Raw genomic sequence first — 18,610 nt, 5'->3', positions numbered from 1 at the left:
GACTCCTGTCGCTGTACGGAGAGGAACCGGGCGATCACCGACCGGCCATGACCACGGTGGCGGCAACCCCGATTTCGCGCAAGGCTCCGTCGCGGCTCGACGCGCCACCCGTCCGGGGGACAACCGGCGCATTTCTGCCTCACCCCGCCTGCAGCACGCCAGCGTCCTAGTACGCATGCGCACTACATGGCGAGGGCACGGGCACATGTCCTGGAGCCTTGAAATGGTGGCCGAGGCACGAGCGCATCGGCTGGTCGAGATGCGGAAGCAGCTGGGTCTGGCCCAGAGCGAGATCGCTGACCGCATGCATGTCCGGCAGGAGCGGGTGTCGGCCATCGAACGCGGGAGGACGACGGCCACGGAGGTGGGAACCATCGCCGCCTACATTGCCGCGCTCGGTGGGCAGTTGGAGATCGTTGCCAACTTCAACGGATCCCGTGTCGTGATCGTCTGACACCGTGACCGGCTTGCTCGTCCGGGCACGGCGGGTGGGTCCTCCGGGCGGTCGGCAGGTGTCGGGCGCTCACGTCAGCAGTTCCAGGTAGGGCCCGAACTCCGAGGCCAGGGTCAGTCGGCCCAGTTTCTGGTACTCGCGCTGGATCGCGTGGATCAGCGTCGGCATCGTCACCGGCCCGTCCGTGTCCGCCGCCAGGTAGGCGGCCGTCACCGCGATCGAGCGGATGTTGCCGCCCGCCAGCTCGAAGTTCTCCGCGCAGAAGGCGAGGTCCAGGTCCTTGCCCCGGGGAAGTACGGGGCCCAGGCAGCGTTCCCAGAGGACGAGGCGCTGTTCGGGGTCCGGGACCGGGAAGTCGACGACCAGGTCCAGCCGGCGGGTGAAGGCGTCGTCCAGGTTGGCCCGGAGGTTGGTGGCGAGGATGGCCAGGCCGTCGAAGGACTCCATGCGCTGGAGGAGGTACGCGCTCTCGACGTTCGCGTAGCGGTCGTGGGCGTCCTTCACGTCCGAACGCTTGCCGAAGATCGCGTCCGCCTCGTCGAAGAGGAGGACCCCGTTCACCCCCGCGGCCTCGGAGAAGATCCGTTCCAGGTTCTTCTCCGTCTCGCCCACGTACTTGTCGATCACCGTCGCCAGATCGACCGTGTAGAGGTCCAGGCCCAGGTCCGCGGCCATCACCTCCGCGGACATCGTCTTGCCGGTGCCGGAGTCGCCGGCGAAGAGCGCCGACACGCCCCGCCCCCTGCCGCCCCCGGGGCGCATGCCCCACTCGCCCAGGACCCGGTCGCGGTGGCGGGCGCGGGCGGTGAGTTCGCGGAGCTGGGCGTGGGTGTCCGGGGGGAGGACCAGGTCGTCCCAGGTGACGGAGGGTTCGATGCGGCGGGCCAGGCGGTCCAGGCCCGCCGCGTTCTGGGCGCGGGCGCCCTGGCGGACGTGGTCGGCGGTGAGGACGCCGCCGTCCAGATGGGTGGTGCGGGCGGCCCCCTGGGCTGCGCGGGTGATCTGTTCCGGGGTGAGGAGGAACGGCGAGAGCAGCCGGTCCACGTCGATGGTTCCGGGGACGGGGGCGGCGTACGCGTCGGTCCAGAGGGCGGCCCTGGTCGCGGGTTCCACGCGGGGCGCGTGCAGCAGGAGGGGCGGGGCGGCGGACCAGGACGCGTCCCAGGGCGCCCGGCCCACCAGGATCGTGGGAACCGGGGTGTCGGTGAGCAGCCGCAGGATTCCCGGGTGTTCGCGGCAGACCGCGTCGAGCGGGGCGCAGACCACCCCGGCACCGGTCAGCCGGGCCTCACGGACCAGGGAGCGGACCGCCTCGGCGGGTGCCGGGTCCTCGGCCAGCCGCGCCAGGTCCAGACCCAGGACCCGGTGGCCCGCGAGGGTCAGCGCGGAGGCCGCGAGGGCCGTGCCCGCGCCGCCCTGGTCCTCGCGCAGATAGGCCGGCGAGACTCCGTGGGCGAGGGCCGCCGCCAGCGGGGCCGGGTCGCCGACGCCCGGTACGGCGTGCCAGGGGGCGAGGAGACCGGTCAGGCGCGGGTCGGGGGTGTCGTCGCCCAGGAGGTGCGCGGTGACCCGGTCGGGGACGCGGAGCGCTCGGCTCAGGAACGGACGGTCCAGGTCCTCGACCAGGAGGAGGCGGCCCTCGCGGAGGGGTGCGAGGGCCGCCAGCCGACCGCGTGCCTCCTGGTCGGCGGGGGACAGGCCGCACAGGCCCAGCGCCAGCCCGATGGACGGGCGGCGGCGGGTGACGTCGTCGTTCAGGTAGCCGTAGAACGCCTCGAAGCGGTCGTCGAGGTCCGGTACGAGCGTGATGAGGAGGATCTCGACGTCGAGGGGTGTGAGGCCGAACTCGTCCGCCAGGGACGTCAGTCCGGACCGCTCTCCCGGCACCTCGCCGAAGTCCGGGGCCGGGCCCGGGGCCGAGTCCGAGTCCGAGTCCGGGAACGGATCCGGGACCGGGGACGGGTAGGCGCGGGCCTCGTCCGCGTCCAGCAGCCGGGCGACGTTCTCGTCCGTGAGGTAGAGGCCGCGGAAGGTGTCGTCCGGATCCGGGTCGGTGAGCCGACGGGCCTCGACCGCCCGTCGGACGCGCTGTTCCACCACCACCGCGCGGGCGAGGAGGTGGCGCAGGTTCGGGTCGCCGGGGGTGGTCATTCCGCACCGTCCTCCGTACGGGACGTAGGGGACGTACGAGGCGTGGTGGCCGTACGAGGCGTGGCGGCCGTACGGGCCTTTCGGGTCTCCGTGATGCGGAGGGACAGACCGCGTCGCCGTTCCGCGTCGCGGGCGCGCGACGCGGGATCCCCGCCCGGCCGTCCCGGGCGCCCCCCGTACACCGGGAGTCCCCCACGCCCCGGCATCGGCTCCGACACCGGGTCGTCCCTCTCCGGCACGTCCCCGAAGCGGGCCAGCACCCCCTCGTCCCCGACCGGCGGACCGGCCACATAGCTCGGCGATGCGGTCACCGGCACGCTGACCACCAGGTCCAGCGAGGGTTTCAGCTCCCCGCCCAGGGCACTCCACACATCGGCGAACGAGCGGTCCTCCGGCGGCGGCAGCGCGATCGACATCGGTACGGGCGCCCCGATCCCGGCCAGGGTGCCCGTCAGCCGTTCCGGCGGCAGCGCCTCGTGACGCAGCAGGCAGCCGAGCAGCGACGAGAGCAGCCGGTGCTCGTCCTCCGGGCGCTTGGTCCACGCCGTGATCAGGTACGACAGCTTGAAGAAACGGGGCGGGCGGCGGCGCGCGACGATCACGCCGTTCTCGTCGTAGTCGTTGTGCAGGCCCCGTTCACGCCTGCGCATGTCCTCGCGGATGTCGTAGAGGTACAGGTTGACCATGGGCGCGTTGACCTTCGCCGCCCACTCCCGGGTCGGGGCGTCGAAGACCACCGCGATCTGGCCGCCTTCGAGCACCTCCGCCCTGATCAGGGCCCGCAGTACGTCGTCGACCTCGTGGATCACCTGATCACTCCCGTAGCCGCTCCCGTAACCGCTCCCGCAATCACTCCCGTACGGTCGCCGGCGCTCATGCGCGGCCCGCGAAGTCCGGTGGCTGCAGATTGCGCTGGACCACCAGGACCGGCTTCTTCAGCCGGTCGATGTCCCGGGTGTCCACGCGGAGTTCGCGCGGGCCGAGCCTGTCCTTGCGCAGGACCGGTATCTGGATCTCGAAGGTGCCGTCGCGCCCCACCGTCGCGCCGGACATCTCCGCGGTGATCCCGATGTTCCACGTGAAACGTACGGTCTGCCCCGGCGGATAGTCCTTGCCTCGGGCCAGGACCACCTGGCCCGGTTTGACCACCTGGGGTGTGACGGTCAGCGAGGGTTTCAGCACGCGCAGCCGGTCGGTGTCCCGGTTGTCGGCCGACTGACGGTCCGGCAGCGTGCCGCGCACGGTGGCCCGTACGTCACCGGTGATCGCCGCTTCGTACGTCGCCGTCTGGGTCACCACGAGGCGCCCGCCGGCCGGGATGGTGCACGGGGCGGCGGCCGTGCAGCGGGACAGCGCGGGCAGGCTGCGGTCCTTCGCCCTGGAGGGCTTGGGCCAGGTGGCGCCGAGGACCACCCCGGTCGCCGGGTCCGGTCCCGCGTTGGTGACGGTGAAGCGGGCACGGGCCGGTCGGCCGGTGTACGTACGGTCCGGGCCGACGTCCACCTTCACCGCCACGTCCGCCGAGGGCGGCACGGGTGGTTCGAGCACCTCGATCTGCGCCGTGTCCGTCCCCGTGTTGCCCGCCGAGTCGGTCGCCGAGCAGGTCACGGTGGTGCGGCCGACCGGGAAGAGCGAACCGGAGGCGGGGGCGCAGGTCACCGGGAGCGTGCCGTCGGTGGCGTCCCGGGCGGTGGCGTCGTACGTCACGCGCGCGCCCTCGTCGTCCTCGGCCCGCACGGTCAGGTCGTCCACGGTGACGACGGGTGCGTCGACGTCGTTCACGTCGATGTCGATCTGCTGCTGGAAGTCCGGGTCGGCCGCGGCGGCCGGTCCGATCGTGTCCGTGCCCGGGATCTGGGTGCCCATCAGGAACTGGACGGTGCAGCTCAGCCGGGTGCCCTGGGGCGCGTCGGCGGAGACGTCGATGTTCTCCGCGAAGTGCGCCGTTTCCCCGCTGGTGAGTCGCTGGGTGGGCGGTTCGAGGCTGACGGACAGGTGCGGGTCGCAGTTGTCGAGGCGGTAGCCGACGTTGGTGGGGAGGTTGCGGAAGCCGTCGATGATGGCGTCGACAACGTCATCGCCCTCGATGCCGTCGATCATCCGGCCGTTGGTGGCCTCCACCATGCGGCTGGCCTGCTCGGGCTCGTGCGGCGGATCGCCGTGGTAATCGGGGATCTGGCCGTTGCCGTTGAGTCCGTCGCCGAGCGTGCTGGTCAGGCCGACCGCGATCACCCGCGCCCCCGCGTCCTGGAGGGCGGCCTCGGCGTCGCCGAAGCTCCATCTGTAGTTGCTGGGCTCGTGGCTGGACGCGTCACCGACCAGTACGACGACCGGGCTGGAGTCGGGGCGGAACACGGTCTTCCCGTCACCGCCGTTGGCCAGCTTCCACAGGGCGTAGAGCCAGTCCTCCGCGGGGCCCTTGCTGTCGGTGCCCAGGTTGGCCTTGAGCTGGTTGACGCCCGTCTGCACCTCGCCCAGGTCGTACGTCAGCCCCTGGAGCACCTTGAAACCGGCCTCGGGAGGGTCCGCCCATTCGTCGCCGAAGGTGGCCACGGCGAAGCGGGACTCCGGCTGCTCGTCGCGGATCGCCTTGGTGATCTCGGGGATGCGCTCCTTCACCCGCTGGATCGGTGTCTCCATGCTGCGGGTGCCGTCCACCAGCAGGACCACGTCCGGCCTCGGCGGAATCACCGGCGTACGCACCTGCTTGTCCACGCCCGTGGATCCGCCCGGGTCGACGGCGTCGGTGAACTCGGCCGGGGTCACCCAGGGTTCGGGCACCGCGACCGTCGGCACCCCGGGCTCGACGGCCGAACCGGAAGAGATCCCGGTCGCCACCAGGAGCAGCGCGAGAACCGGGACGCGGAACACGGCGAGGCCGCGGCGCGGTGCGCCGGGAGGCCGGGACCGGGTCGGCCGGCCCGACCGGCCCGGCCGCGGTACCCGCTGAAGTGGCTGGAACCAGCGCACGGAAGTCCTCCCCCACCCTCGCCGGTCGATCGGCGTACCCGGGCCCCACGGTCCCGTACGCGCGGCCCGCGTACAGAGGTACGGGAGTCACATCCCCGGGTAGGCCCCGCTGCCCTTTCGTGCAGCAGGGCCTGCCGAGGTGCCGTGCACGGACGCGACCGAGGTGCCGTACTCGGCCGCCGTCAAAACCCCGTGCGCGGCCGTGCCGGACGGTTCAGATCAGCCCCTGACGCATCGCGTAGGCCACCGCGTGCGACCGGTTCCGCAGCTGCAGCCGGGTCATCACCGAGTGCAGCACGTTCTTGATCGTGCGCTCGGAGTAGGCCAGCTTCGTCGCGATGTCCGCGGTGTCGTACCCCTCCGCGACCAGCCTCAGCACATCCACCTCGCGCGCCGCGAGTCCGGTGAAGTGCAGCCCGCGTGGGCCGAGCACCTGGCCCTGGAGCCGTCCCACCTCCTCCAGCAGCCGTCCCAGCAGGTCGGACGGAAGATGGCCCTCGCCCCTCGCCACCGTCCCGATGACCTGCACCAGATGCTCCGGAGTCGCCTCGGAGCGCCTGACCACACCGGCGACCCCGCACTCCGCGGCGCTCACCAGCTTCTGCTCGTCGATGTCCGTGGTGACCAGGACGGTTCGCGAGGTGCTGGTGCGCTGGATGTGACGCAGCATCGTCAGCACTTCCTCGTCGACCGCGTCCACGACGACGACAACGATCTGGGGGGAGGCATCGCCTTCCCCCCATTCCATGACACTGACTTCGGGCCGGGTACGTAACTGACTGGCCACCCCCGCTTGTGATATCGGGTCCTGGGCCCTCAACGCGACAGTTGTTCGCTCCATGGCAATGCTCCCCCTGAGCAACAGCCATGACGTCACAGCGAACACAACCGGCACGGCTGTTTCGTATGCCTCAATCGTCGTGAGGCGGTCAAAAGATGCCCGGGTATCCCTACAGGGAAACAAAAAAGCCGATCCGGGCACGGAATCTGCCCGGAAGTGTTCCTTCACGGCCGATGTCGGGGTTCCGTGCCGAACCTACGGTGCGCCCTATGAGTCTCACGGCAAGCCTCGACGATTCAACCGTCACCGCCGCACCGGGCGAGGCGACGGCCGTCCCCCTGCGGATCCTCAACTCCGGCAGCACCGTCGAGGAGTACCGCTTCGAGGTGGTCGGTGCGTGCGCCGCCTGGTCGACGGTCGAGCCCGCGATCCTGTCCCTGTATCCGGGCGACTCGCAGACGGTGTCCTTCGTGCTGCGTCCGCCCCGTGATTCGACCGTGCCCGCGGGGGACACGCCCTTCGGGATACGGGTGGTGCCCACCAGCGAGCAGGGCGACACGGTGGTGCCCGAGGGCCGGGTGACCGTGCTGCCCTTCACCGAGACGACCGCCGAGCTGGTGCCGCACAGTTCGCACGGCGCCTGGCGGGGCCGGCACCGGATCGCCGTGGACAACCGGGGAAACGCCCCGGTCACGGTACGGCTGGGTTCCCGGTCGGGTACGGAGCGGGCCCGGGTCTCGTTCGCCTCCGACGAGCTGCGGATCGAGGCCGGGCGGGCGGAGTTCGGGAAGGTGCGGATACGGCCGGCCAAGCGCGTGTGGCGCGGCACGGCGATCACGCACCCCTTCCAGGTGGTCGCGACCCCCGATGCGGCGGAGGACCAGGAGCCGCCCGCCGCGGTGGTGGTGGACGGCTCCTACCAGCAGGAACCGATCCTGCCGCGCTGGCTGCCCCGGGCCCTGATCACCGCGGCCGTCCTGCTGATCGCGCTGGTCGGGCTCTGGTACGCGCTGTTGCGCCCCACCGTGAAGTCGGCGGCCCGGGAGGCGGTCACGCCGGACGTGGTCCGGTCCGCCGCCGCGGCCGACAAGAGCAAGGCCCCGGAGAAGGGTTCCTCGGGCGGGGCGGGATCGGGCGGCGGCGACTCGTCCGGGGCGAACGGGGGGTCGCCGAAACCCAGCCCCTCGGCGAGCCCCGGCGGCTCGTCGGATGCCTCGGCCCCGTCCCCGACCAGTGCGCAGGTGCAGGTCAAGGACTCGGTGGGCGGCGGGTCGAACACCTCGGCGGCCTTGCAGGTGCCCGAGGGAAGCACCTTCCAGCTGACCGACATCGTGGTCCAGAACCCGCAGGGCGACGCGGGGACGGTCGTGATCTCCACCGGCCGGAACGCACCCCTGATCCGACTGGCGCTGGAGAACTTCCGGGACTCCGACTACCACTTCGTCACGCCGCTCCTGGTCCCGGCGGGCGGCAAGGTCACGATGACCGTCGACTGCCGCAAGGTGGGCAAGCCGGTGAACGCGCCGACGCCCTCGCGATGCGCGGAGTCCCTGCTCCTCGGCGGCACGATGAAGACGGAGACGGCCGGCTGACCCGGCGGAACGACACGGCGCGTCGACCCGGAACGATGCTGGTCGGCGCGCCGCGGCGCACGTCGTGCGGACCGATGCGGAGAAACCGGTACGACGGACCTGTACGACGGACCTGTACGACGGACCGGCCCCGAACGAGGTCGATCGGGCGAGGTCCGTCGGACGAGGTCACTCGGGCGGGGCCTCTTCCTCCTCCTCGGTGCCCTTCTTCTCCCGCTGGACGAACGAACCCTGCACGTCGGCCGGCTGCTCGTCCTCGTCCTCCGTGGCGGACCGCTGCACGGCGGGCGCCGGGGCGGCGGCGGGGGCCGCCTTCGCGTCCGGTGCCGGAGCCGGGGCCGGGTCCGCGAGCACCCGGTCGGCGTTGGCCACGGCCTCCCGCTCGAACCGGTCGGAGGGATCGCTCACCCGTATGCCGCCCGGCGCCTCCGTGCCCTCCACCGGGCCGTTGCGCTGCTGGATGACGTGGGTCAGCTCATGGGCCAGCGTGGTGCGGCCCTGCGACGAGGACGGGTCGTAGGCGTCCCGCTGGAAGACCACGTTGTTGCCGACCGTGTACGCGTGGGCGCCCACGCCCTTCGCCGACTCGTGCGCCGCGGAGTCCGTGTGGACGCGCACGTCGGAGAAGTCCGCGCCCATCCGCTGCTCCATGTCGGCACGGGTGTCGGTGTCCAGGGGCCGCCCGCCGCCGGAGGAGACCACGTCGTGCACGGGGGAGCGCTCCTCCTGCTCCTGTTCCTGCGCCCTGCGCTGGATCACCGCCCCCACGGCGCTGTTGCCGACGGCGCGTTGGAGCACGCCCATGCCGCCCGTCCCGACCACATCGGGCCGCCCGGCGGCGGCGGCACGGTAGAGGTGCGGGGTGCCCGCCGGCTCCCGGCCCTCGGACGTCCATGACGCGTGCGGCGCCTCGTCGTGCTCGTGGCCGTGCCCGTGATCCCGCTCGTGGTCGTGTTCCCGGTCCCATTCCTGTGCGTGCATCGTCATCTCCCCTGACCGCGCCCCCGGTCGAGGGCACGTCGTGATGGCCTCACCACTCCACCTTCATGACGGGCCGACGCCCCGTCCAGCCCGGACCCCGTCGGCCGGGGGCAGCCGCCGCTGCCCCTTCGGGCACCCGGAGGAACGCCCGGTACGACCGCGGCGACGTCAGCGACGGCAACAGTGGCAGTCCCCGGCCCGGGGCCCGGCCCGCACTGCCGCTCCTCGAACCTCCGCCCCTCAAACGACTGCGCCTCGAACCGCTGCACTTCGAACCGCTGCCCGGCGTCGCCTCCGCGCCAGAACCGTCACCCTCGTCCGGAAGCATGCATTCCTCCCGTGCTGTCACCGCCACTCGCAGCGGACCTCATTCCGGAATGGCGGCAATGATCGCTTTTGCGGAGTTGTCGCGGGCATCGCGGTGCCGCCCCGTGGCTGCGCCCGGAGGCTCTGGCCCGGTAGGCTTTCCGTGTGATCTTCAAGCGCATCGGAAATGGGCGGCCTTATCCCGACCACGGCCGGGAAAGCACCCGGCAGTGGGCGGACGTCGCGCCGCGCCCGGTCCGCCTCGATCAGCTGGTTACCACCAAGGGCAACCTGGACCTCGAAACCCTCCTCGCGGAGGACTCGACGTTCTACGGCGACCTGTTCGCGCATGTCGTGAAGTGGCAGGGCGACCTCTACCTGGAGGACGGCCTGCACCGTGCGGTCCGCGCCGCGCTCCAGCAGCGCCAGGTGCTGCACGCCCGCGTACTCGAACTCGGCTGACCGCAGCGGGCCCCGCCCCCGACCCTCCGGGCCCGGACGGCCCGTGAGACGTACGGGCCGCGGCGACTGCACGCCCCGCGGGCCCCGGGGTTCGTTCGGGTGCTTTCGCACTCGGACGGGTGCGATCCATTGATCATTTAGTAGGCATCATCACCGGGTCGCACTACGCTGCGCCCATGAGCATGCTCACTCCCCCCGGCATGGGCGGAAAGTACCGCATCACGGGTGACAAGTACCCCCGGATGCGCCGCCCCCGGCGTCGCGGCAAACTGATCCTCGCTGCCACCGCTTCCGTGGTCGCCCTCGGGCTGGCCGGCTGGGGAACGATGCAGCTCATCGACGTCTTCACCGGCGGCGACCGGAAGGCCAGCGCCGCCGACCACAAGACGGACTGCCCGTCCGCCAAGCCGTCCGCGCCCGCGAAGGCGCTGCCGCAGCCCGCGAGGATCACCGTCAACGTCTACAACGCGACGCCGCGCAGCGGACTCGCCAAGAAGGCCGCCGACGAGCTGAAGAAGCGCGGTTTCACCATCGGCAAGGTGGGCAACGCCACGGCCGCGTACGACAAGAAGGTCCCCGGCCCCGGGGTGCTGCTGGGCGCCCCGTCGTCGGCGAACGGCTCGTTCCCGGTCCTCGGTACGCAGCTGCAGGGCGCCACCCCGAAGACGGATGCCCGCAAAACGGCGGACGTCGATCTGATCCTCGGTACGAAGTTCAAGTCGTTCAACACGCCGCAGTCGGCCGCCTCGGCCCTCGCCGCCCTGACGAAGCCGGCTCCCGCACCGTCCTGCTGACGGCGCCGTCGGGCCCTTCGCCGTACCGCTCCCCCGGCCCCTGTGCCGTGGTGGGGTCCGGGGCGCCCGGCCCCGATCGGCCGGACGGAACGAACGGTGCCGCCGGAACGGACGGCACCGGCGGTGCCGCCGGGCCCGCGACCCGACAGCACCGCCGAAGAATCCCTGCTGGTCCAGCTGGTCCGGCTAGTCGACCGTGCCGTACATGCGGTCGCCCGCGTCGCCGAGCCCGGGGACGATGTAGCCGTTCTCGTTGAGCTGCTCGTCGACCGCCGCGGTGACCACGGTCACCGGCGTACCGGCCAGCTCGCGCTCCATCACCTCGACGCCCTCGGGCGCCGCGAGCAGCACGACCGCGGTGACGTCGTCCGCGCCGCGCGCGATCAGTTCCTTGATGGCCGCGACCAGCGTGCCGCCGGTGGCCAGCATCGGGTCCAGGACGTACACCTGGCGGCCCGAGAGGTCCTCGGGCATCCGCGTCGCGTACGTGGACGCCTGGAGCGTCTCCTCGTCGCGGATCATGCCCAGGAAGCCCACCTCGGCGGTCGGCAGCAGCCGCACCATGCCGTCGAGCATGCCGAGTCCTGCCCGCAGGATCGGCACGACCAGCGGGCGCGGGTGCGACAGCTTCACGCCGGTCGTCGTGGTGACCGGGGTGTCGATGTCGACCTGCTCGGTGCGCACGTCCCGGGTGGCCTCGTAGGCGAGCAGGGTGACCAGCTCGTCGGCGAGCCGCCGGAAGGTCGGGGAGTCGGTGCGCTTGTCGCGCAGGGTGGTGAGCTTGTGCGCGACCAGTGGATGGTCGACGACGTGGATCCGCATGGGCTCAACAGTAACCGGGCTCCCCGCACCCGTGCGCTGGCATCAACCGCATGTTCGGAGGGAAGGTGGGGGCATACGGACCCAGCCTTGGGGTGATGAGCCGATGCCCGACGCGGAAAAGTCGAAGCGGAGCCGGTCCGACGCACCGGCCCCGCAGGACACTCAGGTCCCGCAGGACGAACAGGAGAGCGACGCGGCGCGCCGGAGGAGGCGCGCCCAGTTCCTGCGCGAACTGCACGAGGCGAAGGCGCTCCGCGACCGGGTGCAACCCCGCCGGGCCAGGGCCGCCCGGATGCGTCAGGCCATGCGCATGCGCACCTTCCGCTGGTGACCCGAGTGCCGCAGGTGTCCCCCTGCTGGCGGCGTCCGACAGAACTGATGGCCGACTCAACGGCCGAACTCCTCTCGCGAAGCCCATGTTTCTGCCACGATTCCGATGGGCGGGGCACAGGACAGCCGGGCCACCGGATGCCCTCCCGCCGGACCGACACCCCTATGACAAGTGGGAGAGTCACGGTGTATTTCGCCGCACTGCTCGCGCGCACCGAAGACGGGTGGGAAGCGAGCGACACGGAACTCGACGATGTGGAGACCCTGTCCGACCTGACGGATCTGGCCCGCGACGCATCGCCCGACGAGGACACGGTGCTCGTCTTCATCGAACAGGAGGACGCCTGGTTCGGCGTCGTCCGGGTGGACGGTGAGGACGACCCCCGTATTTTCGTCTCGGACGCCACTGCCGCCGCCCGCTCCTCCTACGGGGAGATCCTGCTCACCGACGAACTGCTCGGCCGCGAACCCGGGGCCGAGGACACGATCGCCGCTCTTGAAGAGCTCGTCGGCCTCGACGGCTCGGAGGACGACGACCCGGACACCGCCCCCGACAACAACACCGACACCGACACCGACACCGACACCGACGACGATGACGGGTTCGACGCCGACGCCGTACCGGCGGGGCCGCTCGGCGACACCCGGATCCTGGCCGACCTCGGACTCCCCGAGGCGGAACTTCTGATGCTGCGCACGGACGCGCTGGCGGAGATCGCGGACGCGCTGGGTGCGGCCGAGGTCCTGGAGACCGTCCGTTAGGGTCCGCGGGTGAGCGAAGCACCGCACCCGCAAGGACCGCCGGAACCGCACGACCCCGTGAGAGACCCGTGGCGGGCGCACATGCGCCGCGCCCTGGCCGAGGCCGACCTGGCGGCGCGGGCCGGCGACGTGCCGGTCGGCGCCGTCGTGCTCGGCCCGGACGGCGCACTGCTCGCCACGGGCCACAACGAGCGCGAGGCGACCGGCGACCCGACCGCGCACGCCGAGGTCCTCGCCGTGCGCCGGGCCGCGGCCGCGCTCGGCCGGTGGCGGCTCACCGGCTGCACCCTGGTCGTCACCCTCGAACCCTGCACGATGTGCGCGGGCGCCCTGGTGCAGTCCCGCGTGGACCGGGTGGTCTACGGCGCCCGCGACGAGAAGGCTGGCGCGGCGGGCTCCCTCTGGGACCTCGTGCGCGACCGCCGCCTCAACCACCGCCCGGAGGTCGTCCAGGGCGTCCTGGAACCGGAGTGCGCGGCCCTCCTGACGTCCTTCTTCCGCACCTCCTGAAGCCCCGCTCCCGCAGCCCCCGGGAACCGATTTCTGTCCACGGCCCGTGATGGTCTAAGCTCTCTCTCGGTAGCGTGTCCGAGCGGCCGAAGGAGCTCGCCTCGAAAGCGAGTGTGGGGAAACTCACCGAGGGTTCAAATCCCTCCGCTACCGCTCTTATGAAGGGCCCGGCGCATCGCGTCGGGCCCTTCGAGTTTCTCCTCGCATCCCGGGGAACGGCCCGCCACGCCCAGCACCGAAGTGCTGGAATGACTCCATGTCCTCCCCGTCCCGCCCCTTCGACACCGATCTCCTCGTCGTCGGCGGAGGCCCGGCCGGCTGTGCTGCGGCCCGTACGGCCGCGAGCGTGGGCATGGACTCGGTCCTGATCGAGCCGGACGCCCTGTGCCGCAACCTGTACCGGATCCCGGCGCTGAACAACGTCCTGGGCGGCCACACCGACGGCACCGCGCTGGCCGCCGCCGTCACGGCGGAACTGCACGGCACCGAGTCGTGCCGCATCGAACTCGGCCGGTACGTCACCGGGTTGCGCGCCCACGAGGACCACGTCACCGCCGTTCTCGACGACGGCCGCCGACTGACCGCGCCCCACGCGATCGTCGCCACCGGCGTCGGCCCCCGCGGGCCCGGCGACGTCCCCTGGATCACCGCCCCGCCCGGCCTCTCCCCGCCCCCGCTCTGGCGGGCCGGGGCACAGGACGCGGCGGGACGCACCCTCCTCGTCCTCGGCGGCGACCGCCCGATCGGTACGTTCCTGCGCGCCCACCCCCGTGTCCGCACCCGCCTGCTGGTGGCGTACCCGGCGGCCGACGACTACAAGACCGAGGAGATCCGCGACGACCCCCGCGTCACCCTGCTCCCCGCCGAGCACCTGACGCTGCACCCGTCGGACCCCGCGTCCGTGACGGCGGAGCTCCTGGACCGGAGCGGCACCACGCACTCCCTGAACGCCGACACCGCCCACCTCGCCCTCGGCAGCGCCCCGACGTCCCCACCCGGAGACCTGGTCCGCGACTCCTCCGGCTACTGCCCTCCCGTCGCCCAGCATCCCCGCCTCATCGTGGCCGGCGACCTCCGCTCGGCCCGCTACCAGCGCATCCAGACCGCCCTGGGATCCGGCAGCGAGGCCGCGCTCCGGGCCTACTACACGGCGCGGGACCTGCCGGCCGGGGGCACGGGGTGAGCCGGGGACACGGGACGCCCGGGGTGGATTCCGCTCGCGGGGGTGGTTCCGACATCTGCTTTGCAAGAGCAGCGCTCCACCGATGAACTCCGCTCGCGGGATGGTCCCGGGACGTCGCAGGCCCGGGACCGGCGACGCGGTCCCGGGCCGATGCGGGGAAGGACTGGCGGGGGAAGCGGCATCGGGGGGACAAGCCGCTTCCCCCGGGGGAACGGGCTCTCGGGACTCGTCGCGGTCAGGGGGGGATCGCGCGGCGTGGTCCCGTGGTGAGGGCCTGTTCCTCGCCCTTCGGATTCCTGCCGGACCCGTCGGGCTCACTCCCCATCCTGCTGCGTCGGAGGGGGCCGGCGGGTGGACGAAGGGCCTCGATCGGTGGGTCCTTCGTCCTTAAAGGCTGTGTGAGGGGGCGCAATCCCCACGGGGATGCGGTCGTACGTACGGATAGAATCGCCCGACCGCGCAGGGGGATCGAACGGGGAGGCAGGGGCTGATGGCGCAAGCGAAGAAGATAGCTCTCTACGTGATAGTCGTCTTCGTGCTGTACACGATCATCACTTCCCCGGCACGGGCCGCCGACCTGGTCCAGGTAGGGTTCGAGGGCGTTTCGAGTGCCGCACAGGGCGTCGGCGACTTCATGTCCGAGCTCGTGAAGTAGGAGTACCCCATGATCCGCCATCTGGTCCTGTTCAAGCTGAACGACGGCGTCGAGCGGGACGACCCGCGGGCCGTCGCGGGCGCCCAGGCCTTCCGCGACCTGGAGGGGCAGATCCCCGAGCTGGAGTTCTGGGAGTGCGCCTGGAACATCACCGACCGGCCGATCGCCTACGACTTCGCCATCAACTCCGCGGTCGCCGACGAGGACGCCCTGAAGCGGTACATCGAGCACCCCGCCCACCAGGCCGCCGCCGGGCAGTGGCGCGAGTTCGCCACCTGGGTGATCGCCGACTACCCGTTCTGATCAGGACTGATCGAAACCGGGCGGGGCGGATGACCTCACGGGCCCGGTGAATCCCCCGGGGCCGACGGGCCCGATTCGTTCGATGCCCGCGCACTTCTGACGGATTGCCATCGCTCGATTGCCTCTCACCATCACGGTGAGGGGCTTTTTTGGCGTTTAAACCAAGTTGAACCAGTTTGACCCCAACACGATGTTATACGGTGCTTGCACACAGTGCACATGTCTTGTGATGCTATGACCGCTTTTAATGGACGAGTTGACCGAAGTCGACCGCAAAGGGGTGGCCTCATCGTGCCGGCCAGTACAGCGCCTCAAGTGCCTCCCCAGTCCGCACAGACGAGCCAGTCCGGTCATGCCGGGCAGGGGCCCGGTCACGCCCCGCAGGGCGGGCGGGTCGACCGGGGCGATCAGGGCGACTGCGTCGAACGGGGTGACACGGCGACGCCCGCCAGGAGCCGGGGAGCCGACACCAGGGCTCTCACACAGGTGCTTTTCGGCCAGCTCAAGGACCTGGAGCCGGGCAGTCCCGAGCACGGCCGCGTGCGGGCGGCGCTCATCGAGGCGAACCTGCCCCTCGTCCGGTACGCCGCGGCGCGCTTCCGCAGCCGCAACGAGCCGATGGAGGACGTCGTCCAGGTCGGCACGATCGGGCTGATCAACGCCATCGACCGGTTCGACCCCGAACGCGGCGTCCAGTTCCCGACGTTCGCGATGCCGACCGTCGTGGGCGAGATCAAACGATACTTCCGCGACAACGTGCGGACCGTCCACGTCCCCCGCCGGCTGCACGAGCTCTGGGTGCAGGTCACCGGGGCCACCGAGGACCTGACGACCGCCCACGGCCGCTCCCCCACCACCGCCGAGATCGCCGAGCGGCTGAAGATCTCCGAGGAGGAGGTCCTCGCCTGCATCGAGGCGGGGCGCTCGTACCACGCGACCTCGCTGGAGGCCGCCCAGGAGGGCGACGGGCTGCCCGGCCTGCTGGACCGGCTCGGCTACGAGGACCCGGCCCTCGCCGGGGTCGAGCACCGCGACCTCGTCAGACACCTGCTCGTACAGCTCCCCGAGCGCGAGCAGCGCATCCTCCTGCTGCGCTACTACAGCAACCTGACGCAGTCGCAGATCAGCGCCGAGCTGGGCGTTTCCCAGATGCACGTGTCAAGGCTGCTGGCCAGAAGCTTCGCCCGACTCCGATCCGCAAACAGGATCGAGGCCTAACCGGATCGGGTAGAGAAGCCAAAGTCCGTTTCTCGCGGCCACGTTCAGCCGCACCCCCTGTTAACTGCACATACGCCACAAAGACTTGTCGACTTGTCACTACAGCGTGTTGCCGACATGTGACATTCTGCGGGAACCGCGTTTGCCGTGGCCTCGCCTCCGGTATTCAGGTGGAGGCTGCGTTCCTCCGATGGTCGCGGCTCGACGCGACCGTCCGCGACCTCAAGGGGGTGGCATGTCCGAAGAACAGGGCAGCTCGAAGGTGCTCACGCTCACCAAGAACGAACCCGCACCCGCAGCGCTCACCAGCTCGCCGGAAGCCATCGACACCCGCACTCTGTCCCGCTCCCTGTTCCTGCGGCTCGCCGCGCTGGGCCCCGCCGACCCCGACGGAACGGACAGCCCGGAGCGTGCCTACGTACGGGACACACTCATCGAGCTCAACCTCCCGCTGGTGCGGTACGCCGCGGCGCGATTCCGCAGCCGCAACGAACCGATGGAGGACATCGTCCAGGTCGGCACGATCGGCCTGATCAAGGCGATCGACCGGTTCGACTGCGAACGGGGCGTGGAGTTCCCGACGTTCGCGATGCCGACCGTCGTCGGCGAGATCAAGCGGTTCTTCCGCGACACCTCGTGGTCGGTGCGCGTCCCGCGCCGGCTCCAGGAGCTGCGGCTCGCGCTGACGAAGACCAGCGACGAGCTCGCCCAGAAGCTCGACCGGTCGCCGACCGTGCCCGAGCTGGCCAAGGCGCTCGGGGTCTCCGAGGAGGACGTGGTCGACGGGCTGGCCGTCGGCAACGCGTACACCGCCTCCTCGCTGGACTCGCCCTCCCCCGAGGACGACGGCGGCGAGGGCTCCCTCGCGGACCGGCTCGGCTACGAGGACTCGGCGCTGGAAGGCGTCGAGTACCGCGAGTCGCTGAAGCCGCTGCTGGCCAAGCTGCCGCCGCGCGAGCGCCAGATCATCATGCTGCGGTTCTTCGCCAACATGACCCAGTCACAGATCGGCGAGGAGGTCGGCATCTCCCAGATGCACGTCTCGCGCCTGCTGACCCGTACGCTCGCCCAGCTCAGGGAAGGACTCATCGCCGACTGATCGCCGTGGACTCCCGCACCGGAGCACGAGGGTTCAGATTTGACGGTCCGTCAGCCACACTGGCGCGATGCGACGTCAGATGCTCGATTCGAACGGCCGCCGAGGCACCGTGACAGCCGCCTCGGCGGCCGTGCTGTGTCTGGGGCTGGGTGGTGCGCTGGCCGGCTGCGGCGGCGCGACGGGCGAGGGCTACACGGCGGTCGGCGCGGCGGGGGCGGGCTCCGGACGGAGTCCGGCCGGGGCGGTGGCGCCGTCGGGGAAGGTGACGCTGGTCCCGCTGGACCGGGACGGCCGCGACGGAGGACGCGGCCGTGACGACGGCGGGGGCGGGAGCGACGGAGGCCACGACCGGAGGGGCGAGGGGCGCTCCGGGAGCCCCGGGCCCACACCGGGGCCGTCGGCACCGGGCGACGGGCCGGAGAGCGGTACGGGGAGCGGTACGGGTGCCGCGGACGGCGGGGCCTCCCGGCCGCCCGGCACCCCCGGTACGCCCGGATCGGGGAGCGGGTCCGCGTCCCCTTCTCGTCCCGGCCCCGGCACCACCACCCCGGCGGGGCCCGCCGTGCTCACGGTGGGCGCCCCCGTGCGGGCGGCGGCGGACGAGCGCTGGTGCGAGAAGGTGACCGTGGAGTTCCGGAACACCGGAGGGTCTCCGGCGCGCTCGGGGACGGTCACGTTCGCCACGCACATCATCGGCGGGCTGGGAGTCGACTGGGGGACCGTCGAGTCGACCGGGCCGCTGCCCGCGCCGATCGACGCGGGAGCGGCGCGGACGAGGACGTACACCGTCTGCGTGGACGCCTGGCGGGTGCCCCTGGGGATGCATGTCGAGACCAGGGAGGTCACCGCCGTATCGGAGTGACGGGTGGGGACGGACGGGGACGGGCGGTGGCTGCGGTGATCACCCGGCGATCGCGGTGATCACGCGGCGGCCGCTGTGATCATGCGGCGGTCGCGGCGATCGTGATGATCACCCGGCGGCCGGTGGAGCGGTCCTGCTCCGGTCAGCCGAGCGCGAGCCAGGCGACCGCGCCGAGGACGACGACCACCGCGACGACGGCGGCGATCACCCCGACCTTCGGTCCGGACGACGCGGCAGGCTGCTGCCGGCGCTGCGGCTCGCCCTCGTCGACGAAGGCGCGGAACATCTGGGTGCTGCCGGCCGGGTCGTGATTGCCCTCGGGGCCCTGCGGGGCGTGGGGGTTGTGTGCCATGTGCCAGGACCCTAGCGAACTCG

Annotated in this window: 20 protein-coding genes and 1 tRNA gene; 14 read left to right on the top strand and 7 right to left on the bottom strand. The window is 71.6% G+C overall.

Features of this window, described 5'->3' with window-relative positions:
- Positions 1-205: 205 nt before the first annotated feature.
- On the top strand, positions 206-454 hold the full coding sequence (locus ABZZ04_RS01605) for a helix-turn-helix domain-containing protein (protein WP_356930162.1): 249 nt from the start codon (positions 206-208) through the stop codon (positions 452-454).
- A 69-nt stretch (positions 455-523) separates the two neighbouring features.
- Here the strand turns inward: ABZZ04_RS01605 and ABZZ04_RS01600 are convergent, their stop codons facing one another.
- From ABZZ04_RS01600 to ABZZ04_RS01585, 4 genes are all read right to left on the bottom strand, one after another.
- Positions 524-2,605, bottom strand: coding sequence for an ATP-binding protein (locus ABZZ04_RS01600; RefSeq protein WP_356930161.1), 2,082 nt, complete (start codon positions 2,603-2,605; stop codon positions 524-526).
- The gene (locus ABZZ04_RS01595) at positions 2,602-3,414 is read right to left on the bottom strand and encodes a DUF4255 domain-containing protein (protein ID WP_356930160.1); all 813 of its coding nucleotides are present in this window, start codon (positions 3,412-3,414) and stop codon (positions 2,602-2,604) included. Before ABZZ04_RS01595 ends, ABZZ04_RS01600 begins: the two co-directional genes overlap by 4 nt.
- Positions 3,415-3,478: 64 nt before the next feature.
- Positions 3,479-5,575, bottom strand: a complete 2,097-nt coding sequence (locus ABZZ04_RS01590; protein WP_356930159.1) for an HYR domain-containing protein — start codon at positions 5,573-5,575, stop codon at positions 3,479-3,481.
- A gap of 214 nt (positions 5,576-5,789) precedes the next feature.
- On the bottom strand, positions 5,790-6,416 hold the full coding sequence (locus tag ABZZ04_RS01585) for a response regulator transcription factor (protein WP_148837052.1): 627 nt from the start codon (positions 6,414-6,416) through the stop codon (positions 5,790-5,792).
- Between the two features lie 209 nt (positions 6,417-6,625).
- Here ABZZ04_RS01585 and ABZZ04_RS01580 point away from each other — a divergent pair, with 209 nt between their 5' ends.
- A complete protein-coding gene (locus tag ABZZ04_RS01580; protein WP_356930158.1) occupies positions 6,626-7,948 on the top strand; it encodes a hypothetical protein in 1,323 nt (440 codons plus the stop codon).
- Positions 7,949-8,116: 168 nt separating this feature from the next.
- On the opposite strand, the gene ABZZ04_RS01575 is transcribed toward ABZZ04_RS01580, so the two are convergent.
- A complete protein-coding gene (locus ABZZ04_RS01575; protein ID WP_356930157.1) occupies positions 8,117-8,935 on the bottom strand; it encodes a DUF4157 domain-containing protein in 819 nt (272 codons plus the stop codon).
- A 465-nt stretch (positions 8,936-9,400) separates the two neighbouring features.
- Between ABZZ04_RS01575 and ABZZ04_RS01570 the strand changes: the two genes are divergently transcribed.
- Together ABZZ04_RS01570 and ABZZ04_RS01565 are read left to right on the top strand one after the other, a co-directional pair.
- Entirely contained in the window at positions 9,401-9,697 is a 297-nt protein-coding gene (locus ABZZ04_RS01570; RefSeq protein WP_072488263.1) for a type II toxin-antitoxin system VapB family antitoxin, read from the top strand.
- A gap of 200 nt (positions 9,698-9,897) precedes the next feature.
- On the top strand, positions 9,898-10,491 hold the full coding sequence (locus ABZZ04_RS01565) for a LytR C-terminal domain-containing protein (RefSeq protein ID WP_356930255.1): 594 nt from the start codon (positions 9,898-9,900) through the stop codon (positions 10,489-10,491).
- 186 nt (positions 10,492-10,677) lie between these two features.
- Here the strand turns inward: ABZZ04_RS01565 and upp are convergent, their stop codons facing one another.
- Entirely contained in the window at positions 10,678-11,313 is a 636-nt protein-coding gene (gene upp, locus ABZZ04_RS01560; protein ID WP_356930156.1) for a uracil phosphoribosyltransferase, read from the bottom strand.
- Positions 11,314-11,416: 103 nt separating this feature from the next.
- Between upp and ABZZ04_RS01555 the strand changes: the two genes are divergently transcribed.
- The 10 genes from ABZZ04_RS01555 (at position 11,417) to ABZZ04_RS01510 (ending at position 18,235) form a co-directional block, all read left to right on the top strand.
- Complete coding sequence (locus ABZZ04_RS01555) at positions 11,417-11,644, top strand: hypothetical protein (RefSeq protein ID WP_356930155.1); 228 nt, start codon at positions 11,417-11,419, stop codon at positions 11,642-11,644.
- A 185-nt stretch (positions 11,645-11,829) separates the two neighbouring features.
- Positions 11,830-12,405, top strand: coding sequence for a hypothetical protein (locus tag ABZZ04_RS01550; RefSeq protein WP_356930254.1), 576 nt, complete (start codon positions 11,830-11,832; stop codon positions 12,403-12,405).
- 81 nt (positions 12,406-12,486) lie between these two features.
- Positions 12,487-12,915: a tRNA adenosine(34) deaminase TadA gene (gene tadA / locus ABZZ04_RS01545; protein WP_356930253.1), complete on the top strand. Its 429-nt coding sequence runs from the start codon at positions 12,487-12,489 to the stop codon at positions 12,913-12,915.
- Positions 12,916-12,983: 68 nt separating this feature from the next.
- A tRNA-Ser gene (locus ABZZ04_RS01540) sits at positions 12,984-13,068 on the top strand.
- Positions 13,069-13,171: 103 nt separating this feature from the next.
- Positions 13,172-14,098: an FAD-dependent oxidoreductase gene (locus tag ABZZ04_RS01535; RefSeq protein ID WP_356930154.1), complete on the top strand. Its 927-nt coding sequence runs from the start codon at positions 13,172-13,174 to the stop codon at positions 14,096-14,098.
- A gap of 490 nt (positions 14,099-14,588) precedes the next feature.
- Positions 14,589-14,753, top strand: coding sequence for a hypothetical protein (locus tag ABZZ04_RS01530; protein ID WP_283852889.1), 165 nt, complete (start codon positions 14,589-14,591; stop codon positions 14,751-14,753).
- A gap of 9 nt (positions 14,754-14,762) precedes the next feature.
- Positions 14,763-15,056, top strand: a complete 294-nt coding sequence (locus tag ABZZ04_RS01525) for a Dabb family protein (protein ID WP_148837046.1) — start codon at positions 14,763-14,765, stop codon at positions 15,054-15,056.
- Between the two features lie 291 nt (positions 15,057-15,347).
- Positions 15,348-16,274, top strand: coding sequence for an RNA polymerase sigma factor SigF (locus ABZZ04_RS01520; RefSeq protein ID WP_356930153.1), 927 nt, complete (start codon positions 15,348-15,350; stop codon positions 16,272-16,274).
- A gap of 235 nt (positions 16,275-16,509) precedes the next feature.
- Positions 16,510-17,373, top strand: a complete 864-nt coding sequence (locus ABZZ04_RS01515; protein ID WP_148837044.1) for an RNA polymerase sigma factor SigF — start codon at positions 16,510-16,512, stop codon at positions 17,371-17,373.
- A 67-nt stretch (positions 17,374-17,440) separates the two neighbouring features.
- Positions 17,441-18,235: a hypothetical protein gene (locus tag ABZZ04_RS01510; RefSeq protein WP_356930152.1), complete on the top strand. Its 795-nt coding sequence runs from the start codon at positions 17,441-17,443 to the stop codon at positions 18,233-18,235.
- Positions 18,236-18,377: 142 nt separating this feature from the next.
- Here the strand turns inward: ABZZ04_RS01510 and ABZZ04_RS01505 are convergent, their stop codons facing one another.
- Complete coding sequence (locus tag ABZZ04_RS01505; protein ID WP_148837043.1) at positions 18,378-18,587, bottom strand: hypothetical protein; 210 nt, start codon at positions 18,585-18,587, stop codon at positions 18,378-18,380.
- Positions 18,588-18,610: the final 23 nt, after the last annotated feature.

The sequence above is a fragment of the Streptomyces sp. NPDC006435 genome, from assembly GCF_040612315.1.
In the GTDB taxonomy this organism is placed as follows: domain Bacteria; phylum Actinomycetota; class Actinomycetes; order Streptomycetales; family Streptomycetaceae; genus Streptomyces.
This window is presented reverse-complemented; position numbering and strand designations above follow the sequence as displayed.

What these genes read in the sequence shown, in the direction of transcription:
- ABZZ04_RS01605 (WP_356930162.1), top strand. Translation starts at nt 206, where the DNA reads ATGTCCTGGAGCCTTGAAATGGTGGCCGAGGCACGAGCGCATCGGCTG.
- ABZZ04_RS01600 (WP_356930161.1), bottom strand. Translation starts at nt 2,605, where the DNA reads ATGACCACCCCCGGCGACCCGAACCTGCGCCACCTCCTCGCCCGCGCG.
- ABZZ04_RS01585 (WP_148837052.1), bottom strand. Translation starts at nt 6,416, where the DNA reads ATGGAGCGAACAACTGTCGCGTTGAGGGCCCAGGACCCGATATCACAA.
- ABZZ04_RS01580 (WP_356930158.1), top strand. Translation starts at nt 6,626, where the DNA reads ATGAGTCTCACGGCAAGCCTCGACGATTCAACCGTCACCGCCGCACCG.
- ABZZ04_RS01575 (WP_356930157.1), bottom strand. Translation starts at nt 8,935, where the DNA reads ATGACGATGCACGCACAGGAATGGGACCGGGAACACGACCACGAGCGG.
- ABZZ04_RS01565 (WP_356930255.1), top strand. Translation starts at nt 9,898, where the DNA reads ATGGGCGGAAAGTACCGCATCACGGGTGACAAGTACCCCCGGATGCGC.
- upp (WP_356930156.1), bottom strand. Translation starts at nt 11,313, where the DNA reads ATGCGGATCCACGTCGTCGACCATCCACTGGTCGCGCACAAGCTCACC.
- ABZZ04_RS01555 (WP_356930155.1), top strand. Translation starts at nt 11,417, where the DNA reads ATGCCCGACGCGGAAAAGTCGAAGCGGAGCCGGTCCGACGCACCGGCC.
- tadA (WP_356930253.1), top strand. Translation starts at nt 12,487, where the DNA reads ATGCGCCGCGCCCTGGCCGAGGCCGACCTGGCGGCGCGGGCCGGCGAC.
- ABZZ04_RS01535 (WP_356930154.1), top strand. Translation starts at nt 13,172, where the DNA reads ATGTCCTCCCCGTCCCGCCCCTTCGACACCGATCTCCTCGTCGTCGGC.
- ABZZ04_RS01530 (WP_283852889.1), top strand. Translation starts at nt 14,589, where the DNA reads ATGGCGCAAGCGAAGAAGATAGCTCTCTACGTGATAGTCGTCTTCGTG.
- ABZZ04_RS01525 (WP_148837046.1), top strand. Translation starts at nt 14,763, where the DNA reads ATGATCCGCCATCTGGTCCTGTTCAAGCTGAACGACGGCGTCGAGCGG.
- ABZZ04_RS01515 (WP_148837044.1), top strand. Translation starts at nt 16,510, where the DNA reads ATGTCCGAAGAACAGGGCAGCTCGAAGGTGCTCACGCTCACCAAGAAC.
- ABZZ04_RS01510 (WP_356930152.1), top strand. Translation starts at nt 17,441, where the DNA reads ATGCGACGTCAGATGCTCGATTCGAACGGCCGCCGAGGCACCGTGACA.
- ABZZ04_RS01505 (WP_148837043.1), bottom strand. Translation starts at nt 18,587, where the DNA reads ATGGCACACAACCCCCACGCCCCGCAGGGCCCCGAGGGCAATCACGAC.